This window comes from Pseudomonas sp. MAFF 730105, assembly GCF_055380705.1.
The window spans coordinates 165,227-183,580 of the sequence record NZ_AP018438.1 but is presented as its reverse complement, the minus strand read 5'-3'; the positions used below and the strand labels follow the sequence as shown (position 1 = coordinate 183,580).

The following is an 18,354-nucleotide window of genomic DNA, read 5'->3' as shown; positions in this document are numbered from 1 at the left end:
CCATGGGTCTATCGACGACGTGTGAAAAAAGCCTCCTCAACCCTGAACAGCACTCACCGCTTCCTGCCTCGGTTTATCCTCGCCTACAAACCGGTTCGCCCGGCCAAAGGTGCCGAAGTCATTGAACCGCACACCCATCTCGCGCATCACCTTGTGTGCCACCGGCACCGTCAGCTGACGGATGTAGAACGGCTCCTTCACCGCAAAATGATGGATCCCGTGGCTGCTGCCGAAGTTGAAGCAGAACGCCTGCAACGGCCATAGCCACCACGGGTTGAGCACCTGGGTTTGCTGGATGACATTGCCAGGTTCGACGTCGCCGTAGTAATGCATGTTGGAACTGATGAAGTGCAGGCAAAAGGTGCGCAACACGTTTGGACCGATGATCACCACCGCCGCGATATCGATCACGTGCATCATCGCCAGGGTGTCCGCCGACCAGTCAATCGATGTACCCAACAGGCTCGCGACGCCATTGGCCCCATGGAAACCGAGAAACACGTACCAGGCCCCCCAGTGCAGCAGTGCCAGCGGGAAATACACCTTCAGCGTGCGTTTGAGGATGTTGCGCTTGTGCGCCCAGGTCCTGGCCCGCAGCAGACGGATGAGGGCCGACATCACGTTGTCACCGACCATCAGCAACCGCGCCAGCCCCCACGGCTCGCCGTTGGTGATGGCCCGTTCTTCCAGGTCGGCCTCGGTGCCGGACATCTTGTGGTGATTGAGGTGCAGGTGACGGCGGATCCACGGGTTGATAGTGCTCGGCCGCGCCAGCCACACCAATCCCATCATCAGATTGTGGGGCAGGCGTTGCTTGCGAAAATACATGCTGTGGATCAGGTCGTGCTCCAATTCGTGGGTCAACGAGGCGAAAAAAGCGTTGAGCAGCAGGCACGCCCAGCCAGCCAGATGGCCGTTGATGTAAAGCAGTGCCGATCCGATCATCCCCGCCAGGGCGAACGCCAGAATGCCCGCCCCCAAGGCATCCTGATGGAGCAGGATCGGGTAGCGTCGGCGCAACTCTTCTCCATGGGCCAATACCACCTGGCGAATATGGGCGGATCGTTGTTGTGCATTCAATCGCTCGGGACTTGCGCTACGGCCATGCATGGCTTAAATCCTCTGTTAAAGATGTGCTCATCCTGACGAGCCTTGAACCGCCGGGTGGTAGCCGTAGACGCCAACCTGTTGACCGCAAGCGCCAATCGCCATGACTGAACCGACCACCCTCGCCAGCTGGACCCGCGCCCTGCGCAAACAGCTCGATGCGTTGGGCCTGGATGGCCATGCCCTGTGCATCGAAGCCGGGCTTGACCCACAGCTGATGGACGATCCGAACGCTCGCTACCCGCTTTCAGCCACCACCCGCTTATGGGCCCTGGCAGTGCAAACCAGCGGTGATCCGGCCATCGGCCTGCGGGTATCGCGCTTCGTCAGCCCCACGACGTTTCACGCCTTGGGTTACGCCCTGGTGGCCAGCGGCAGCCTGCGGGAAGTGTTCGAGCGCATCGTGCGCTATCACCCGGTGGTCAGCGACGCGCTGACGCTGCAACTGAGCCGCTGCGAGGACCGTTACCGCTTTACCCTTGATTTGCCCCAGGGCCACCCCGTGCCCGCTTTCGAAGCCATCGACGCGTTCGCCTCGATTTACGTGCGCACCTGCCGTAACCGCCTGGGTCGCGACTACGCACCGTTGGCGGTGTACCTGCGACGCCCTGAGCCGGCGGACCCTGCGCCGTGGCATAAAGCGTTCCGTTCGCCGGTGCATTTCGCCGCCGAACAGGATTGCCTGGAGTTCAGCCTCGCCGACTTCGACAGCCACCTGGACGACGCCAACCCGGAACTGGCCGAACACAATGAAACGGTGCTCAAGCGCACCCTCGCCCACCTCCAGCCGTTGACCTGGGAGCGCAAGGTGCGTGCAGCCATCGAGGCCCAATTACCCGAAGGTGAACCCAGCGCCGAACGCATCGCCCAAGCCATGCACCTGAGCCTGCGCAGCCTGCAACGGCACCTGGCCGACGAAGGCTGCCGCTTCGATGCGTTGCTCAACGAGTGCCGGGAAAACCTGGCGCTGCTGCACCTGCGCGACCCCCAATGCTCGTTGAGTGAAGTCGGCTACCTGCTGGGCTTTGCCGACGCCAGCAGCTTCAGCCGCGCATTCAAGCGCTGGACCGGGATGACGCCGGGGCAGTTTCGGGAGGGGCTGCGCTAGCAGGGCTGGCCTCATCGCGAGCAGGCTCGCTCCCACAGGGATGCACGGCCAACACAGACCCAATGTGGGAGCGAGCCTGCTCGCGAAAGCGATGGATCAGTCGATACCGCTCTCAGACCAGTGTCATCTCCCGCAACCGCCCCATATCAAGGATCTCGATCTCGCCATAACCGAGGTGCAGGATGCCTTGGGCCTGCAAGTCCTTGAGGATCTGGTTGGTGGTCTGACGTGACAGCGAGAGCATCAGCGCCAGTTGTTCCTGGGACAGTTGCAGGACCTGTCGCGCCGATTCGATTTCGCCGTAGCCTTCGGCGATCAGCAGCAAGCGATGGGCAACGCGGGCCGGGGCAGGCATCAAGCTCAGTTGTTCGAGGTTGATGAAAGCCAGGCGCAGTTTGTGGCTCATCAGCAGCGCGAGATGCCGCCAGTAGGCCGGGTGCTGTTCCAGGAAGGCCAGCAACGTCGCCTGGGGCAGGTGCAGCAGCGTGCATTGCCCCACGATGACCGCGTCATGGGTACGCGGCTGGCCATCGAACAGACAGATTTCACCAAACCAGTGAGGCGCCTCCACCACGCTCAGCAACGCTTCCTTGCCTTGCTCGTTCACCGAACCGACCCGCACCGCGCCTTCCAGCACCGCGTACAGGCCACACGGCGGATCGCCGCGCTGGAACAGCCGCTGCCCCGGCGACAGTCGACGCAGCCGTGACATGCCCAGCAGGCTATCCTGCAGTTCAATGGGCAGATGGCTGTACCAGTGGCCAGCCATCAGGTGCGAGTGCCAGGGCTGCGAATTCATGAAAACTCCGGGAAGTGTCGGCTAACTGACAGAACACCTTATGAGACCTGGGCATCATGCAGGCATCACCTCAGGAGGAACAACAATGAAAAGCCTCGTCGATCATCTCAGTCAATACGCCGCCTATCACCGCGATCCGCGCAACATCGCCAGCCATTTCATTGGCATTCCGCTGATTTTCGTCGCGGTCGCCGTGCTGTTGTCACGACCGGGCTGGCCAATGGGCGCGCTGCTGCTGTCACCGGCGTTGCTGGTCGCGGCGGCCAGTGCCTGGTTCTACCTGCGCCTGGAGTTGCGCCTGGGTGTGCTGATGACGGTACTGTTGGGCCTGGCCGTGTGGCTAGGACAGGTGTTGGCCGCGCAAGGCACAGCGGTGTGGCTGGGCAGTGGCCTGGGGATGTTCGTGGTGGGCTGGGCGATCCAGTTCGTCGGTCACTATTACGAAGGCCGTAAACCGGCATTCGTCGATGACCTGACCGGGTTGATCATCGGGCCGTTGTTCGTGGTGGTCGAGGCAGGATTCCTACTGGGACTTCGTGGTGAACTGAAGCAGGCCATTGAGGAACGCGTCGGCCCGGTGGCCTTGCGCAACCAGCGCTCGGCCGCCTGAATCCAAGAAATCAGCCGGAATCTGTGGGAGCGAGCCTGCTCGCGATAGCGGTGGGTCAGTCAACACACTATTGACTGACAGGGCGCAATCGCGAGCAGGGCTCGCTCCCACAAGTGCCAGACCTTAGCGGTCAAGCGTTACAGCGCACCGAACTCGACCCGGATGGTCAGCGCGCCGGTGTTATCGCTCAAGCCAGCCCCGTATTTCCCGGTCAGGTCATCATTGATGCACAGTTGCAGCTCCCCTTGCTGGTTGCCCGGCACTTGCGCCAGATCCCCCACCAGGAACGGCGTGCCACTGTCTCCCACGCGACCAACCAAGGCACCTTCGGCAGCACCGGGCAAGGCATAGCTGCTGTAGTCGATGTGCCTCGAACCACCCTTCCCATCGACATTGCCGCCCTGCGGGCTGGCACACCATAGCCCGCTGACGTAGCGAACCAGGCGCGGCACCAAACCGTTGACCTGCACACCGGTGCCCTGCCAGGCGACGTTGGATTGGACCTTCATCGTCACCGCCCTCAGGTCGTTGGCCACGGTATCCCCGGCCTGGAACGACAACGCCGCGATGGTCAGGCTCGGATTCGAGGTCCCGCTGCTGGGGAAAACACCATCGCCCACCAGGAACAGGTTCTTGTGATCCCAACTGCGCTGGTCCTTGTCGACCACCGATTTGGCCGGGTCACTGCCCATGCGATAGGTGCCCATCAAGTGACCGGCACCCTGGAAGCTCATAGATTCGTTCCCGTAAGTGAATGTCCCCGGCGTAAGAGGCTTGGTCAGCTCTACGGCACCGAGCAGGTCCTTGATAATGTGAGTAGCCAGCCGTTTTGCCTCCAGGAACCCCTTTTGGGTGTACTTGGACAATTCATAGTGGATTTCCGGCCGGGGAATACCGAGGCGGTCCTTGTACTCGGTCGACGGCACGATGTAGCACTTGGCGTTATCGGGATCATCTTCCACCTGCTCCACCAGGAACGCGATGCGGAACTGCCGGATGAAAATGTCGTTGAGTTTTTGCACCAGCGCTGTTCCATAAAGCGCTTCGGTAGGGGCTTTGGGGTCCTGATTCGACGACAGCGGGTTGACGCGGTTGTTGTTCGTGCCGTCGATGAAGTCGGCCACCGTGTCGTAAGGATCGTTGGCCGGCCAGTTCCAGCCCTCGTTGCCGATTTCAATGCGCCACGCCGCTCGTTGGCTGCGGAAGGCACCGTCGCGCAAGCTCTCGATACCCGCGGTGGACAGGGGTCCGCGGTACGGAAAAATCGCCTTGCCCTCAGGCATCAGGCCCCACGCCAGGTAGATCGGGTGATCGGCCAGGCTGCGTCCCACCTGACCGCTGCTGTTGGCCACGCCCTTGGGCCAGGCGGGCGTGGCGGAGTTGAGCAACAGCTTGGGGGTTTCGATGGCATGGGCGGCGATCACATAACGTTGGCCGAGGGCCACGCCAGTGCCGGTGACCGGTCCGTCACCCAATTGATACTGCATGAACTCCACTCCGCTGACATTGTTGTCCGCGCCCACGGTCACTTTGCTCGCCACGGTTCGGTACAGCACCTTGACCTTGCCGGTGGCCAGGGCCTTGGTCATCGTCACGGTGGCGTCGTACTTGGCCTGGATCGGACAGATCGGGGTGCAATTGGTATTGCCGGCACACACCCGGCGCCCCGCATAGGGCTGGGAGTTACGCCCAGCGGGCGTCGGACTGACCACCAACGGCAAGCCATCGAAGGTCTGCCCTGTCACCGCCGTGACAAAACTGCCATCGACCAGCGACAACGGAATGCTGTGCATCGGAAAGGCGTAGCCTTCGGGAAAGGTAATGCCCAGGTACGCCTGGTCGGCGACGTTGGCCGAGACGCCGATTTCCGCCTCGGCCCGGCAGTAGGCGCTTTGCAGATCGTCGTAGCCAATGGGCCAGTCCACTCCGACGTTGTACAAGGATTTCAGGCGAAAATCGTTCGGCACCATGCGCAGGCTCGTTCCGACCCAGTGCCAGGTGGTCCCGCCGCCCACTCGCTCATAGGTACTGGTGAAAGGCATCGGGCCTTTCTGCACCAGATAACTGACCTTTGGATTGTCCCAGCCCAGGATCAGGTCGGCGATGGTCGCACGCGGGGCGTTTTGCCCGGCAGGGTCACGGGGCGGGTCCAGGCTGGTGACCGGTGGATAGGGCGATTCCGGGGTTTTCAGCGTGGTCGTGTAGAACCGCTCCAGGTATTGAGCCCGATTGACCGGGATCTCCGGCCCCGACTCGAGTACCAGTACCTCCACCCCGGCCATGGCCAGTTGATAGGCAACGATGCTACCGGCCAGTCCAGCGCCAACGATCACCACTTCGGCTTGTTCAGTACTCATGACCGGTCTCCTTGTTGTGCATTGGAGGACGCGGTGGCGGGTACGCCGGTCAAGTCCTCAAGGCTCGACGGCTGTTCGTTCCAGTAGCCGAAGAAGGATTCGCTGTAGCCCATGGGGTGAGCCTGGGCGATTTTCCAGGACCAGCCGTTGATGTAGGCCTGATCGGACACCACCGCCGAGTCACCCTTTTTGTAATTCCCCGCGTCATACGGTTGGTACCAGACACCCAGGAACCAGAGCTTCATGATTGAACGCGCCGCCAGCACGGAGTTGGGGGTCGGTTGCGTGGTGACCAGCACCTGCTGGGCGATCTTGTCCGGGGGCACGTTGTCGGCCGCCAACGTGGCGTACTGCGCCAGCAACGGGTTGAGCACATCGGTAGTGATGCGTGGGGTGACGTAATCGAGAAAGAGCGGAGGCAGACCTATCGGGTCGAGCTGTGGCGCCAGGCGCGCGATGGGGATACCGGTCAGGGCCGATGACAGGCCGACGAAATTGTCCAGGTCAGTGCTCATTGTTTGGCTCCTTGTCCGGAAGTGGACTGCGCGCGTTCGAGCAAATAGGTGAAGTCCGCAAAGCTGGTACGCGGAGATTCGGTGACATGAGTGGCGGCGTTGCCATGACAAGCCATGCAACTGGAAGACGCCTGGGGCGTGGTGCCCTGGATGTAGGTTTCCAGCGTGGCATTGGCCAGGAACGGGGGCGCGGGATTGCCCAGCGGGTTGGCCGCCGAAATCTGGCAGTTCGGTGGCGGCGCGGCGCTCGGCCACTGGGTGCTGATCAACTGATAGTTGGCCCAGACGCTCTGCGGGTTGACCGTGCGCAACAGGCCCTGATATTTGGCGTTCAGGGCATTGGTAGGTCCGGTCAGCGGTACTTCGCGCACGATCTGCGAGGGCGTCGCCTTGACGGCCGGGTTCCATGGTCGTGGCGGAGGCTGGTTGATCGCATTGGTGCTGGCGGCGTTGTAGAACAGGTACGGGCCTTTGCGCTGCGCCACCGGGGTGGATTGTTCCGGCACGTTGTTCACATGCTCGAAGGTCGACCAGACCCACTGCGGTGCGCTGGCGGTCTTATGAACGATGTGCAGGCCCACCAGACCGACCGACTGGGACGCGCACGACTCCTCGACAATCGGCCCATGGCTTGGGTCACTGTTGCCCGGCGTATAGACCAGTGCATCGACCGTGTGGAAATCCTGGGGCCGGTCGTTGGCGCCCAGCACCTTCCAGGATGCCTTCACCATCACCGAACCGACCTGGCTCGTGTCGTTGGAGCCACAGCTGAACGCCACGGTGTTGGTCTTGTTCGCGGCAAAGAATTTCTGCTGGCCTTCGATGCTATACAGACCGTTGTCGACGATCCCGTTGAACATGGATTGGTTGACCACGATTTCGTTGCGCGTATACACGCCATTCTGATCCACCAGCGGGCCGCTATCGAAGGGCTGGATAAACTCATCCAGCATGTCGGGGACCTTGCCCATCTGCTGCAGCAACCGCCCGGGCTTGAGCTGCTTGCACACTTCGGGAAGCGTCGCAGGCGCATCCCAGGGCAAGGGGGCCTGGCCCTTGGCGCGGAAAATCTGGTAACTCTCTTTCCAGCTTTCCCAGACCGTGGCCCCGTCCTGCTGGCCGATGGTGGTACCGGTATTGGGATTGCCGTTGTCCAGCGCCGGCCAGTTCAGGGCGATGAAGGTCTGCCACGACAGGTCATCGAAATTACCTTGCAGGCTGGACAGGGAGACAGGCTGGGTGGCCGTGACATCGAAGGGTATTTGCGGCGACAACGAGGGGTCGGCGCTGGCGAACGGGCACAGCAAAACGCTCAACAAGGCACAGCCCAGCGGGCCATGCCGACTGACTTCCATTCTCATGCTTGATCTCCTTGGCATCAGGGCGCCAGGAAATCACTCCGGTCCGTCATGGACTCTCACTGCCTCCTGGCACGTCAGAGTCTAGGTAGGGTTTTATGCAAGAAGAGCGGTGGACGTAGAACCAATCGAAGCAAGGCCGGACGGCGTTATTCGAATTCAAAGAGCGGTGTCATGGTGGACGCCATCGCGAGCAGGCTCGCTCCCATAAGGGATTTCAGGGAGACCACGATCCCTGTGGGAGCGAGCCTGCTCGCGATGCTTTTGATCCTAGAGGTTGGCGACCTTCTGCCAGACCTTCGGCTTGAAGAACAGCGTCTCGCCCTTCGCCAGTCCCACCAGGCTGTCGTGGTCCTTCACCACTTCGGCTTCGATCAGTTCACTCTGGCCTTCCACCTTCAAGGTCACCCGGGTCGTGGCGCCCAGCGGGCGGATGTCCCGCACTTCGGCGGCGTGGTGGTCTTCCAGCTCCGAACGCGACAGCGAGACTTCATGGGGACGGAACAGCACATGCCGGTCTTCACCCAGGTGCAGGCGGTTCGAGTCGCCCAGGAAGTGATACACGAAATCACTGGCCGGGTTTTCATACACATCGCCTGGCGATCCGATCTGCTCGATCACACCCTTGTTCATCACCACAATGCGGTCGGCGACTTCCATCGCTTCTTCCTGGTCGTGGGTCACGAACACCGAGGTCAGGTTGATGTCCTCGTGCAGCCGCGCCAGCCAGCGGCGCAGTTCCTTGCGGACCTTGGCATCGAGGGCGCCGAACGGTTCGTCCAGCAGCAACACCTTGGGTTCTACCGCCAGTGCGCGGGCCAGGGCGATACGCTGGCGCTGGCCGCCGGAGAGTTGCTCGGGGTAGCGGTCGGCAAGCCAGTCCAGTTGCACCATATTCAGCAGCTCGTGAACCTTGGTCGCAATCTGGCTCTCGCTCGGGCGCTGGCCCTTGGGTTTCATGCGCAGGCCGAAGGCGACGTTGTCGAACACGGTCATGTGGCGGAACAAGGCATAGTGCTGGAACACGAAGCCGACGTTGCGATCGCGCACGTCGTGGCCGGACACGTCCTCGCCGTGGAACACGATGCTGCCCTGATCCGGGGTTTCGAGGCCGGCGATGATCCGCAGCAGCGTGGTCTTGCCGCAACCCGACGGGCCCAGCAGCGCCACCAGCTCACCGCTCTGGATGTCCAGGCTGATGTCGTCCAGTGCCCTGAACGCGTTGAAATTCTTGCTGACGTTACGAACTTCGATCGACATGACTTATTCCTCCGCGGCGCTGGCGCGCAGGCGGTTGATTCGGTTTTCGCTCCACTGCTTGAGCAGCAGGATGAAGAGCGCCAGGATCAGCAACAGGCTCGCCACGGCGAACGCGGCCACATGGTTGTATTCGTTGTAGAGAATCTCGACGTGCAGCGGCAGGGTGTTGGTCACCCCGCGAATGTGTCCGGACACCACCGACACCGCGCCGAACTCGCCCATGGCCCGGGCGGTACACAGCACCACGCCATAGATCAGCCCCCACTTGATGTTCGGCACGGTGACATGCCAGAACATCTGCCAGCCATTGGCTCCCAGCAGGCGCGCGGCTTCTTCTTCCTGGGTTCCCTGTTCCTGCATCAGCGGGATCAGCTCACGGGCCACGAACGGCACCGTGACGAAAATCGTCGCCAGCACGATGCCCGGCAGCGCAAACACGATCTGGATATCGTGGTCCGCCAGCCACGGCCCGAACAGGCCCTGGGCACCGAACATCAGCACGTAGACCAGACCCGCGATCACCGGCGAGACCGAGAACGGCAGGTCGATCAGGGTCACCAGCATGCTCTTGCCACGGAACGAATACTTGCTCACGCACCACGCGGCACTGACCCCGAACACCAGGTTCAGCGGCACCGAAATCAGCACCGCGATCACCGTGAGCTTCAGCGCCGACAGCGCGTCGGGTTCGAAGATCGCGGTAAAGAACGCGCCCAGGCCGAGCTTCAGGCCCTGGGACACCACGATGAACAGCGGCAACAGCAGGAACAAGGCAAAGAACAGCCAGCCGAAGCCGATCAGGATCCGTCGCGATGTCGCGCTGCCGCGGCGGGCGGCGTTGGTGGAGGCCGCGGAAATAGACGATTGGGACATGTTCGCGCCTCCTTATGGGGTTTCGATGCGCCGCTGCAGCAAGTTGATCAGCAGCAACAGGACGAAGGAAACCACCAGCATCAGCACGCCGATGGAGGTGGCGCCGGTGTAGTCGTATTGGTCGAGCTTGACCATGATCAACAGCGGCAGGATCTCGGTTTTCATCGGCATGTTGCCGGCGATGAAAATCACCGAACCGTACTCGCCCACGCCCCGGGCAAACGCCAGGGCGAAACCGGTCAGCCAAGCCGGCAACAACGCCGGCATCAGGATATGGCGAAACACCTGCCACGGCTTGGCACCGAGGCAGGCGGCGGCCTCTTCGACCTCACGAGGGATATCCGCCAGCACCGGCTGCACCGTGCGCACCACGAACGGCAGCGTCACGAAGGTCAGTGCCAGGGTAATCCCCAGCGGGGTATAGGCGATCTTGAACCCCAGGTCGGTGGCGAACTGGCCCACCAGGCCGGTCGGTGCATACAAGGCCGTCAAGGCGATACCGGCCACGGCGGTGGGCAGGGCGAAGGGCAGGTCGATCATCGCGTCGATGATCTTGCGGCCAGGAAAGGTATACCGTACCAGCACCCAGGCCAGCAGCGTGCCGATCACGCCGTTGATGATCGCGGCGCACAGCGCGGTGCCGAAGCTGAGCTTCAAGGCAGCCAACACCCGCGGTGCCGAAATGATCGTCCAGAACTGGTCCCAGGTGAGTTGGGCGGCATGCACGAACATCGCCGCCAGCGGTATGAGCACAATCAGACTGAGGTACACCAGGGTGTAGCCCAGCGTCAGCCCGAAGCCGGGTATGACGGGGGAGATGCGACGCGACATAAAAGTCCTTGGTTGAAAACACACCGTGGGAGCAAAACTGGGTGGGAGCAAGGCTTGCCCGCGATGGGGGCGACTCGGTTTCTAAAGGACCGCATCGCCTTCATCGCGGGCAAGCCTTGCTCCCACAAAATCCCCTTGCCACAGATTCAATGTCCGGTTTTTCAGATCAGCCCAGCTTACTGCGCCTGATAGATCTGGTCGAACACACCACCATCGTTGAAGAATTTCGGTTGGGCGGTTTTCCAGCCGCCGAAGTCCTTGTCGATGGTCACCAGCTCCAGTTTCGGGAACTGCCGGGCGTACTTGGCGGCCACGTCCTTGTCCCGCGGACGGTAGAAGTTCTTCGCGGCGATTTCCTGTCCGGCCGGGCTGTACAGATGCTTGAGATAGGCTTCGGCGATCTGCAGGTTGCCTTTTTTCTCGGCATTCTTGTCCACCACCGACACCGGTGGTTCAGCAAGGATCGACAACGACGGCACGACGATATCGAATTTGTCGGCTCCACCTTCTTCTTTCAGCGCCAGGAAGGCTTCGTTTTCCCAGGCCAGCAACACGTCGCCCTGACCGTTGTTGACGAAGGTAATGGTCGAACCACGGGCGCCGGTGTCGAGGATCGGTACGTGCTTGAACAGCGCCTGCACGTATTCCTTGGCCTTGGCCTCGTCCCCCCCATTGGCCTTGAGGCCATAGGCCCAGGCCGCGAGGAAGTTCCAGCGCGCACCGCCGGAAGTCTTCGGATTCGGGGTGATAACCGAGACGTCATTCTTGATCAGGTCACCCCAGTCCTTGATGCCCTTGGGGTTGCCCTTGCGTACCAGGAACACGATGGTAGAGGTATAAGGGGTGCTGGCGTCCGGCAGGCGCTGTTGCCAATCAACCGGCAGGGTTTTACCCAACTTGGCGATTTCATCGATGTCGCCGGCCAAGGCCAGGGTCACGACGTCGGCGCGCAACCCATCGATCACCGCCCGGCCTTGCTTGCCCGAACCACCATGGGATTGCTGGATCTTCACGCTGTCGTCCGGGTGCGCCTGCTTCCAGAAACTGACGAATTCGGCGTTGTAATCCTGGTACAGCTCGCGGGTCGGGTCATAGGACACATTGAGCAGTTCGTAATCCTTCGCGACGGCGGAACCTGCGAAAACAGCGCTGGCCAGAGCGGCCAAGGCATAACGGCGAATCGACGACATGGTGAAAGCTCCTGGAGTGCTGATTTCTTATGGTTTCTGGCAGATCGGATGGTCTCGAGAATTCCCCACAGCCAAACTGTTTCAGCCTGGCTTATGGCTCGGCTGCTGCAGGCGGAATTTTTCCTTGCGTTCGATCTGGACTACCTGCGCGTTGTGCACAGTGATTTCCACCGCGCCAAAGCGCAGGTCGCGCAATGCGCTCTGGATCTCACGCAAGATGGTTGCTTCGTCCTGGCCGTCAACGCTACGTAGGGATGCGCTCATGCTGCTGCTCCTTGAATGAATGCCCGGCAGTGGGCGGCACTGCCTGGGGCGTGGAGCAATACTAGATAAGCCGAGATATTCTTAAAAAGACTATTTAAGAATTTTTATATAACCAAAAACATCACCAGCAAACCCTGTGGGAGCGAGCCTGCTCGCGATGGTGGCGTGTCAGTCAGACACCTATGTTGCTGATCTGGCGCCATCGCGAGCAGGCTCGCTCCCACAGGTTTTTTTGTCTGTCAGGTGATCGCCGGAGCCCGCTCCCAATCCAGCTGCTGCGCCGGCATCGGTCGTCCGAACCAATAACCCTGTCCCATCCCACAGCCCTGCTCCAGCAGGAATCCTGCCTGCTCGCGCTGTTCGATGCCTTCGGCATGCACCTGCATACCCATGCTACGGGCCAGGGCGATGATCACCCGGACGATTGCCGCGTCGTCTTCATCCCACGGCAACCCCGCGACAAAGCCCTGGTCGATCTTGAGCTTCTGCACTGGCAGGCGTTTGAGCCGCAACAACGATGAGTAACCGGTGCCGAAGTCATCAATCGCCAACCGCACACCCAGTTCCCGCAACCGATGCATCTGCTCCAACGCCACTTCCGGGTCTTCCATCACCGCGCTTTCGGTCACCTCCAACTCCAGGAACGCCGGATCCAGACCGGTTTCATGGAGCACCCGTGAAACCTGCTCGTACAACTCACGATGGGCGAACAATCGGCTGGAAACGTTCACCGCGATGAACGTCAACGCAATCCCGGCCTGCTGCCACTGGCACATCTGTCGGCAGGCCTGGGCCAGGACCCAACCATCGATCTGGGCGATCAGCCCGGTGCGCTCGGCGACGGGGATGAATTCGGCCGGCGAGATCAAACCACGTACAGGATGTTCCCAGCGCACCAGCGCTTCGACCCCGATCAGGCGACTGGACGTCAGGTCGTGCACCGGCTGGTAGTGCACCCGTAGCTCCTGCTGGGCGAGGGCACGACGCAATTCGGAGGCTATCTCGACCCGTTGTTGAGCGTGGGCGGTCAGTTCTTCGGTGTACAAGGCGTAACCGTCACGTCCGGCGCTCTTGGCCTTGAACAGGGCCGAGTCGGCGTTACGTAGCAATTGCCCAGCGCTGAGGGCGTCGCCCGGAAACAGGCTGATGCCGATGCTGGCGTTGATGAACAGGGCATGACCATCAAGCCGCAATGGCTCTTTCAACGTGTCGAGAATACGTTGGGCCAGGACCGCTGCCTGCCCCGGCTGCGAGCAGTTTTCCACCAGCACGGCAAATTCATCGCCGCCCAGGCGAGCCAGGGTCACCCCCGGCACGAAGAGTGCCTGGAACCGCTCGGCCACGCTTTTGAGCAACTCGTCGCCCACCGCGTGTCCGAGGCTGTCATTGATATTCTTGAAGTGGTCCAGGTCCACCAGCAGCAGGGCGCAACCGCGCTTGTGCAGTTGCGCCGAGGCCAGGGCCTGTTCCGCGCGGTCGGAAAACAGCATGCGGTTGGGCAGGCCGGTCAGCGGATCGTGGTGAGCCAGGTGCGCCAGTTCGTGTTCCGAATCCTTGATTGCACTGATGTCGGAGAACACTGCAACGTACTGGCTGACTTGGCCGTTATCGTCGATAAGCGCGCGGATCGTCTGCCATTGCGGGAAGATCTCACCGCTCTTGCGTCGATTCCAGATTTCACCGCTCCATTCCCCCCGCCCGTCCAGGGAGGCAAACATGTCGCGGTAGAAATCCGCCCCGTGGCGGCCGGATTTGAACAGGTTGGGACGCCGGCCCAGCACCTCGTCCCGGTCATAACCGGTGATCGCCATGAAGGCCCGGTTCACGTGCACGATCAGGCCACTGCGATCAGTCACCAGTACCCCTTCGCGGGTGCAGTCGAAAACAGCGGCGGCCTGGCGCAGACGTTCGCGATCGGCCGTGTGCCCGCCTTCGCCGAGCGACTGGCACATGCGCGCCCGCGCGAAGAAGATCAACCCGGCGCTGATCAACATCCAGACATAACCGTTGATCAGTTGCCAGTTCTGCCTGACGGCGGATTGATCGAAGAAATTGCTTAATAAATAACCAACCAGCTGCAGCCAGGCGACTGACAGCACGAGATAAAACAGCGCTTCTCGCATGGCAATGCGGTGATGGGCAGTCATTCGGTCGTCCATGTCCTTATAAATAGGCCGGGATTATAGAGGAAGAAACATCCTGCCACTCTTATCTGAAAGGCCGACTGGTTTTATCTGTAGGGCTGGTGATAATGCAACGGCTGTTTCTATCTTTATCGAGGGCCCTACAGCCTATGTGGTACGAAGGTTTTCTTGGCTTGTCACCCTGGTCACTGGTGGCAGTCACCCTGCTGATGACCCATGTCACGATCATCAGCGTCACGGTCTACCTGCACCGTTACTCGGCTCACCGCTCCCTGGAGCTCAACGCCGGCCTCAAACATTTCTTCCGCTTCTGGCTGTGGCTGACCACAGGGCAGAACACCCGCGAGTGGACCGCCATCCACCGCAAGCACCACGCCAAATGCGAAACCGTCGACGATCCCCACAGCCCGGTCGTCAAAGGCCTGTCCACCGTACTGCGCAAAGGCGCCGAGCTGTACCGCGCCGAAGCGGAAAACCCGGAAACCCTGCGCATCTACGGCAAGAACTGCCCCGAAGACTGGATCGAACGCAACCTCTACAGCCGCTACCCGCTCCTGGGCGTGGCGATCATGGGCGTGATCGACCTGCTGCTGTTCGGCACCATCGGCATCACCATCTGGGCCATCCAGATGATGTGGATTCCGGTCTGGGCGGCCGGCGTGGTCAACGGCCTGGGCCATGCCGTGGGCTATCGCAACTTCGAATGCCGCGATGCGGCGACCAACCTGGTGCCCTGGGGCATCCTGATCGGTGGCGAAGAACTGCACAACAACCACCACACCTACCCCAATTCGGCCAAGCTGTCGGTACGCAAATGGGAATTCGACCTGGGCTGGGCCTGGATCCAGGTGTTCCGCTTCCTGCGCCTGGCCAAGGTCCAGCGGGTCGCGCCGATTGCCCATCGGATCGAAGGCAAGGGCCATCTGGACATGGACACCGCTATCGCGATCCTCAACAACCGGTTCCAGATCATGGCCCAGTACCGCAAGCTGGTGATCGCCCCGCTGGTCAAGCAGGAACTGGAAAAGGTCGATCATTCCGTTCGCCACCAATTCCATCGGGCCAAGCGCCTGCTGTCACGGGAAACCAGCCTGCTGGACGACCGTCACCATCTGCGCATCCAGAACATGCTGGAACACAGCCAGGCGTTGAAGGTGATCTACGAAAAACGCCTGGCCCTGCAGCAGATCTGGGTCAAGACCAGCAGCAACGGCCACGACATGCTGGCGGCCATCAAGGAATGGGTCCACGACGCCGAGATCAGCGGTATCCAATCCTTGCGGGACTTTGCCGATCAGCTCAAGACCTACTCGTTGCGGCCTGCTACGGCTTGATAACCAAGCCCCGCCACCCGGCGGGGTTTTTCTTTCCTGCACGATCCCGCAGATTTGGCTGCCGAAACCCCGCCCCTTCGTCGCCTGAAAAGGAACTTCGTCTCGAATCCCCTATCTCAAGAGCACTTCGCCATCCAGGCGGGCTTTGGAGCAAGCGCGTGCGAACCTTCAACAGTGCACGCTCTTTGAGATTTGTGCCAATGGTCGACAAGAACCTGCAGGATTCAACCCAACCTCATTGGCCTGAAGCGGCCCAGACGCTCATGGCGCTGATGCACGCCCAAGGCGAGGTGGCGCGCCTGAGCGAGCGTGAACAGCTCTTCAGTTCGTTACTGGTCAGCGTCAACGCGGTGCTCTGGGCGTTCAACTGGGAAACCCGGCAACTGCTCTACGTCAGCCCCGCCTACGAACGGATTTTTGGCCGGCCCGTCGGCCTGGTATTGGCCGACTTCAACGAATGGCGTGACGCAATCTACCCCGACGACCTAGACTATGCCGAGCGCAGCCTGGCCGAAGTGCTGGTCAAGGGTGCCGTGGAGGATCGCGAGTACCGCATCATCGCCGCCGATGGCCAGATCCGCTGGCTGAGCGACAAATGCTTCATCAACCGCCAGGCCGAATCGGGGCAGCCGGTAATCGTGGTGGGCATCGCCGAAGACATCACCGAAAAGAAGCTGCTGGAAAGCGAGCTGCAGCGACTGGCGACCACCGACGTGCTGACCCAGAGCAGCAACCGCCGCCACTTCTTCGAATGCGCCCACCGCGAATTCGAGCAGGCACGACTGCAAGGGACGCCCATGGCGTTCCTGTTGCTGGACATCGATGATTTCAAGGTGATCAACGACACCTACGGTCATCAGGAAGGCGACAGCGTGCTGCAGAAAATCGCCGAAAGCGGGCGGACCGTGCTCCGGCGAGGCGACCTGTTCGGACGGATCGGCGGCGAAGAGTTCGCCGCCGTATTCCCCGGCTGTGCCCCGGACATGGCCATGCAAGTGGCCGAGCGCCTGCAACGGGAAATCCAGCGCCTGACCTTCCGCAGTGGGGAGCAGGGTTTCGGTATCACCGTCAGCCAGGGTCTGACCAGCATCACCGACGAAGACCAGACCCTCGACAGCCTGTTCTCGCGCGCTGACGCCGCCATGTACGAAGCCAAGCGCCAGGGCAAGAATCGGATCATCGTCGCCTGATCGACGTCCTACACAAGTACCTGTGGGAGCGAGCCTGCTCGCGAAGCGGTCTGACAGTCACTGCATCGTTGAATGCAAGACCGCTTTCGCGAGCAGGCTCGCTCCCACAGGGTTGAATCGACGTTCTTACTTCCTGCGCAAACGCATCAACTCCGGCAAGCCAATCTTCAGCAAACGCGCCGTGCGTCCACGGGCCAGCTCTTCGAGGCCTTCATGCTCGGTCAGGTGGGCCATTTGCGCCGCCATGTTCATCACCAGGGCCTCGCGGGAGTAGACCCCGCCGCCGAGGCTATAGACCGCCGCAATCAACTCCCGCAGTTCCAGTGGCAAGCGCCAGCGGGTACGCAACGCCGAGCCGAAACCGGCACCGTACTGCGCCAGGGAGTTCCCCACTTCCTCCGGCTCATCCAGTTCGCCATCGGCGCGCTTCCATTCCTCCAGACAGCGCAACACCGCCAGTTCACCCAGGCGATGCAGCAACCCGGCGCAATAACAGCGCTCTTGATCCAGATCCAGCAAGCGAGCCATCGTCCGGGCGTATTCGGCGGTGTGCAGCGACAACAGCCAATAACGCTCGGCATAGTCCGCCAGGCAGGGATCGTTGAGTCGGGCACAGCGCTTGAGGGTCAATCCGAGAATCAGGTTCATGCTCTGCCCGGTGCCGAGCTGGTGCAGCGCCTGGGCCACGGTTTGCACCGGACCGCCGCCCTGATGCTGGGCGGCGCTGTTGGCCGCGGCGATCAGCACGGCGGTAATCTGCGGGTCGGTGCGAATTTCCTCTTCCAGTAATTTCAGGTCCAGGCCGCTGGGGTTGAGGCTGCGTTTGACCGCCACTTGCACATCGGTCATCAGCGGCGCGCCTTCGGACTGCTCGCGCCGACGCTCAAGATACGTCGCCAGGGTCTGGGCGGGGCCAGGCGCCGGCGCATCGCTGGCGACGTCTTCAGAGCCACTCAACAGCAAGCCTTGCAGACGCTGGGTCAGGCTTTCCCGGTTCAAGGGTTTGGTCAGATAAGCGGCCGGCGCCAGTGGTAATACCTCTCGTACACTGGCGCTGTCATTGCGCCGGCTCATCAGGATGAATGGCAATGGCGGGGTGCGCTGTTGATGGCGAAGGCCCCGCAGGATACTCAAGCCATCGACACCCGGCAGCTCCCAGTCGGCGATCACCAGGTCGTAAGGATGATGCGCCAGCAATTCCAGCGCCTGCTTGCCCTCACTGCACATGTCCACCCGCGCATCGCAGCGCAAGCCCGACAACACCTGTTCCAGCAGCTCACGGGATGCCGGGTCGGCCTCGGCGATCAATACGCGGGGTACAGCGGGTAAGTCCACAGCAGTCATGCGGCATCGCTCCCTTGCAATACCTGCACCTTAGACAATGACCGTCGTTCCAGACAGCTTGAACTTTGAG

General features: G+C 61.4%; 16 protein-coding genes. 4 read left to right on the top strand and 12 right to left on the bottom strand.

Annotation, left to right across the window (positions count from 1 at the left end; all coding sequences use genetic code 11):
• Positions 1-36: 36 nt before the first annotated feature.
• Positions 37-1,110, bottom strand: coding sequence for a fatty acid desaturase (locus tag PCOSP_RS00865; RefSeq protein WP_464710089.1), 1,074 nt, complete (start codon positions 1,108-1,110; stop codon positions 37-39).
• Positions 1,111-1,210: 100 nt separating this feature from the next.
• Here PCOSP_RS00865 and PCOSP_RS00860 point away from each other — a divergent pair, with 100 nt between their 5' ends.
• A complete protein-coding gene (locus tag PCOSP_RS00860; protein ID WP_464710088.1) occupies positions 1,211-2,215 on the top strand; it encodes an AraC family transcriptional regulator in 1,005 nt (334 codons plus the stop codon).
• A 112-nt stretch (positions 2,216-2,327) separates the two neighbouring features.
• On the opposite strand, the gene PCOSP_RS00855 is transcribed toward PCOSP_RS00860, so the two are convergent.
• Positions 2,328-3,014, bottom strand: a complete 687-nt coding sequence (locus PCOSP_RS00855; RefSeq protein ID WP_139650301.1) for a Crp/Fnr family transcriptional regulator — start codon at positions 3,012-3,014, stop codon at positions 2,328-2,330.
• 85 nt (positions 3,015-3,099) lie between these two features.
• Here PCOSP_RS00855 and PCOSP_RS00850 point away from each other — a divergent pair, with 85 nt between their 5' ends.
• The gene (locus PCOSP_RS00850) at positions 3,100-3,624 is read left to right on the top strand and encodes an Mpo1 family 2-hydroxy fatty acid dioxygenase (RefSeq protein WP_464710086.1); all 525 of its coding nucleotides are present in this window, start codon (positions 3,100-3,102) and stop codon (positions 3,622-3,624) included.
• Between the two features lie 137 nt (positions 3,625-3,761).
• On the opposite strand, the gene PCOSP_RS00845 is transcribed toward PCOSP_RS00850, so the two are convergent.
• The 9 genes from PCOSP_RS00845 to dibA form a co-directional block, all read right to left on the bottom strand.
• Positions 3,762-5,981 (bottom strand): GMC family oxidoreductase, encoded by a 2,220-nt coding sequence (locus PCOSP_RS00845; RefSeq protein WP_139650297.1) that lies wholly within the window; start codon positions 5,979-5,981, stop codon positions 3,762-3,764.
• Positions 5,978-6,496 carry a sorbitol dehydrogenase gene (locus PCOSP_RS00840; RefSeq protein WP_175386633.1) on the bottom strand — a complete coding sequence of 173 codons (519 nt, stop codon included), beginning with the start codon at positions 6,494-6,496 and terminating at the stop codon, positions 5,978-5,980. Before PCOSP_RS00840 ends, PCOSP_RS00845 begins: the two co-directional genes overlap by 4 nt.
• Positions 6,493-7,857, bottom strand: a complete 1,365-nt coding sequence (locus tag PCOSP_RS00835) for a cytochrome C (protein ID WP_139650293.1) — start codon at positions 7,855-7,857, stop codon at positions 6,493-6,495. The genes PCOSP_RS00840 and PCOSP_RS00835 overlap by 4 nt, the downstream gene beginning before the upstream one ends.
• 267 nt (positions 7,858-8,124) lie before the next feature.
• Positions 8,125-9,114 (bottom strand): sulfate/molybdate ABC transporter ATP-binding protein, encoded by a 990-nt coding sequence (locus PCOSP_RS00830; RefSeq protein WP_139650291.1) that lies wholly within the window; start codon positions 9,112-9,114, stop codon positions 8,125-8,127.
• 3 nt (positions 9,115-9,117) lie between these two features.
• Positions 9,118-9,987, bottom strand: a complete 870-nt coding sequence (gene cysW, locus PCOSP_RS00825) for a sulfate ABC transporter permease subunit CysW (protein ID WP_139650289.1) — start codon at positions 9,985-9,987, stop codon at positions 9,118-9,120.
• Positions 9,988-9,999: 12 nt separating this feature from the next.
• The gene (cysT, locus tag PCOSP_RS00820) at positions 10,000-10,818 is read right to left on the bottom strand and encodes a sulfate ABC transporter permease subunit CysT (RefSeq protein ID WP_175363839.1); all 819 of its coding nucleotides are present in this window, start codon (positions 10,816-10,818) and stop codon (positions 10,000-10,002) included.
• Between the two features lie 176 nt (positions 10,819-10,994).
• Positions 10,995-12,008: a sulfate ABC transporter substrate-binding protein gene (locus PCOSP_RS00815; protein WP_139650285.1), complete on the bottom strand. Its 1,014-nt coding sequence runs from the start codon at positions 12,006-12,008 to the stop codon at positions 10,995-10,997.
• Between the two features lie 81 nt (positions 12,009-12,089).
• The gene (gene oscA / locus PCOSP_RS00810) at positions 12,090-12,272 is read right to left on the bottom strand and encodes a sulfur starvation response protein OscA (protein ID WP_042732574.1); all 183 of its coding nucleotides are present in this window, start codon (positions 12,270-12,272) and stop codon (positions 12,090-12,092) included.
• 239 nt (positions 12,273-12,511) lie between these two features.
• Positions 12,512-14,419, bottom strand: coding sequence for a phosphodiesterase DibA (gene dibA, locus PCOSP_RS00805; protein WP_175363838.1), 1,908 nt, complete (start codon positions 14,417-14,419; stop codon positions 12,512-12,514).
• 146 nt (positions 14,420-14,565) lie between these two features.
• On the opposite strand from dibA, the gene desA reads away from it, so the two are divergent.
• Together desA and PCOSP_RS00795 are read left to right on the top strand one after the other, a co-directional pair.
• Entirely contained in the window at positions 14,566-15,750 is a 1,185-nt protein-coding gene (gene desA / locus PCOSP_RS00800) for a delta-9 fatty acid desaturase DesA (protein ID WP_139650281.1), read from the top strand.
• Positions 15,751-15,950: 200 nt separating this feature from the next.
• Positions 15,951-16,940 (top strand): GGDEF domain-containing protein, encoded by a 990-nt coding sequence (locus PCOSP_RS00795; protein WP_139650279.1) that lies wholly within the window; start codon positions 15,951-15,953, stop codon positions 16,938-16,940.
• Between the two features lie 126 nt (positions 16,941-17,066).
• Here the strand turns inward: PCOSP_RS00795 and PCOSP_RS00790 are convergent, their stop codons facing one another.
• Positions 17,067-18,284 carry an HDOD domain-containing protein gene (locus PCOSP_RS00790; protein WP_464710083.1) on the bottom strand — a complete coding sequence of 406 codons (1,218 nt, stop codon included), beginning with the start codon at positions 18,282-18,284 and terminating at the stop codon, positions 17,067-17,069.
• Positions 18,285-18,354 lie beyond the last annotated feature (70 nt).

Coding starts and splice junctions, on each gene's coding strand:
- oscA (WP_042732574.1), bottom strand. CDS start 12,272: ATGAGCGCATCCCTACGTAGCGTTGACGGCCAGGACGAAGCAACCATC.
- PCOSP_RS00835 (WP_139650293.1), bottom strand. CDS start 7,857: ATGAGAATGGAAGTCAGTCGGCATGGCCCGCTGGGCTGTGCCTTGTTG.
- cysT (WP_175363839.1), bottom strand. CDS start 10,818: ATGTCGCGTCGCATCTCCCCCGTCATACCCGGCTTCGGGCTGACGCTG.
- PCOSP_RS00850 (WP_464710086.1), top strand. CDS start 3,100: ATGAAAAGCCTCGTCGATCATCTCAGTCAATACGCCGCCTATCACCGC.
- dibA (WP_175363838.1), bottom strand. CDS start 14,419: ATGACTGCCCATCACCGCATTGCCATGCGAGAAGCGCTGTTTTATCTC.
- PCOSP_RS00860 (WP_464710088.1), top strand. CDS start 1,211: ATGACTGAACCGACCACCCTCGCCAGCTGGACCCGCGCCCTGCGCAAA.
- PCOSP_RS00830 (WP_139650291.1), bottom strand. CDS start 9,114: ATGTCGATCGAAGTTCGTAACGTCAGCAAGAATTTCAACGCGTTCAGG.
- PCOSP_RS00815 (WP_139650285.1), bottom strand. CDS start 12,008: ATGTCGTCGATTCGCCGTTATGCCTTGGCCGCTCTGGCCAGCGCTGTT.
- desA (WP_139650281.1), top strand. CDS start 14,566: ATGTGGTACGAAGGTTTTCTTGGCTTGTCACCCTGGTCACTGGTGGCA.
- PCOSP_RS00855 (WP_139650301.1), bottom strand. CDS start 3,014: ATGAATTCGCAGCCCTGGCACTCGCACCTGATGGCTGGCCACTGGTAC.
- PCOSP_RS00865 (WP_464710089.1), bottom strand. CDS start 1,110: ATGCATGGCCGTAGCGCAAGTCCCGAGCGATTGAATGCACAACAACGA.
- cysW (WP_139650289.1), bottom strand. CDS start 9,987: ATGTCCCAATCGTCTATTTCCGCGGCCTCCACCAACGCCGCCCGCCGC.
- PCOSP_RS00840 (WP_175386633.1), bottom strand. CDS start 6,496: ATGAGCACTGACCTGGACAATTTCGTCGGCCTGTCATCGGCCCTGACC.
- PCOSP_RS00845 (WP_139650297.1), bottom strand. CDS start 5,981: ATGAGTACTGAACAAGCCGAAGTGGTGATCGTTGGCGCTGGACTGGCC.
- PCOSP_RS00790 (WP_464710083.1), bottom strand. CDS start 18,284: ATGACTGCTGTGGACTTACCCGCTGTACCCCGCGTATTGATCGCCGAG.
- PCOSP_RS00795 (WP_139650279.1), top strand. CDS start 15,951: ATGGTCGACAAGAACCTGCAGGATTCAACCCAACCTCATTGGCCTGAA.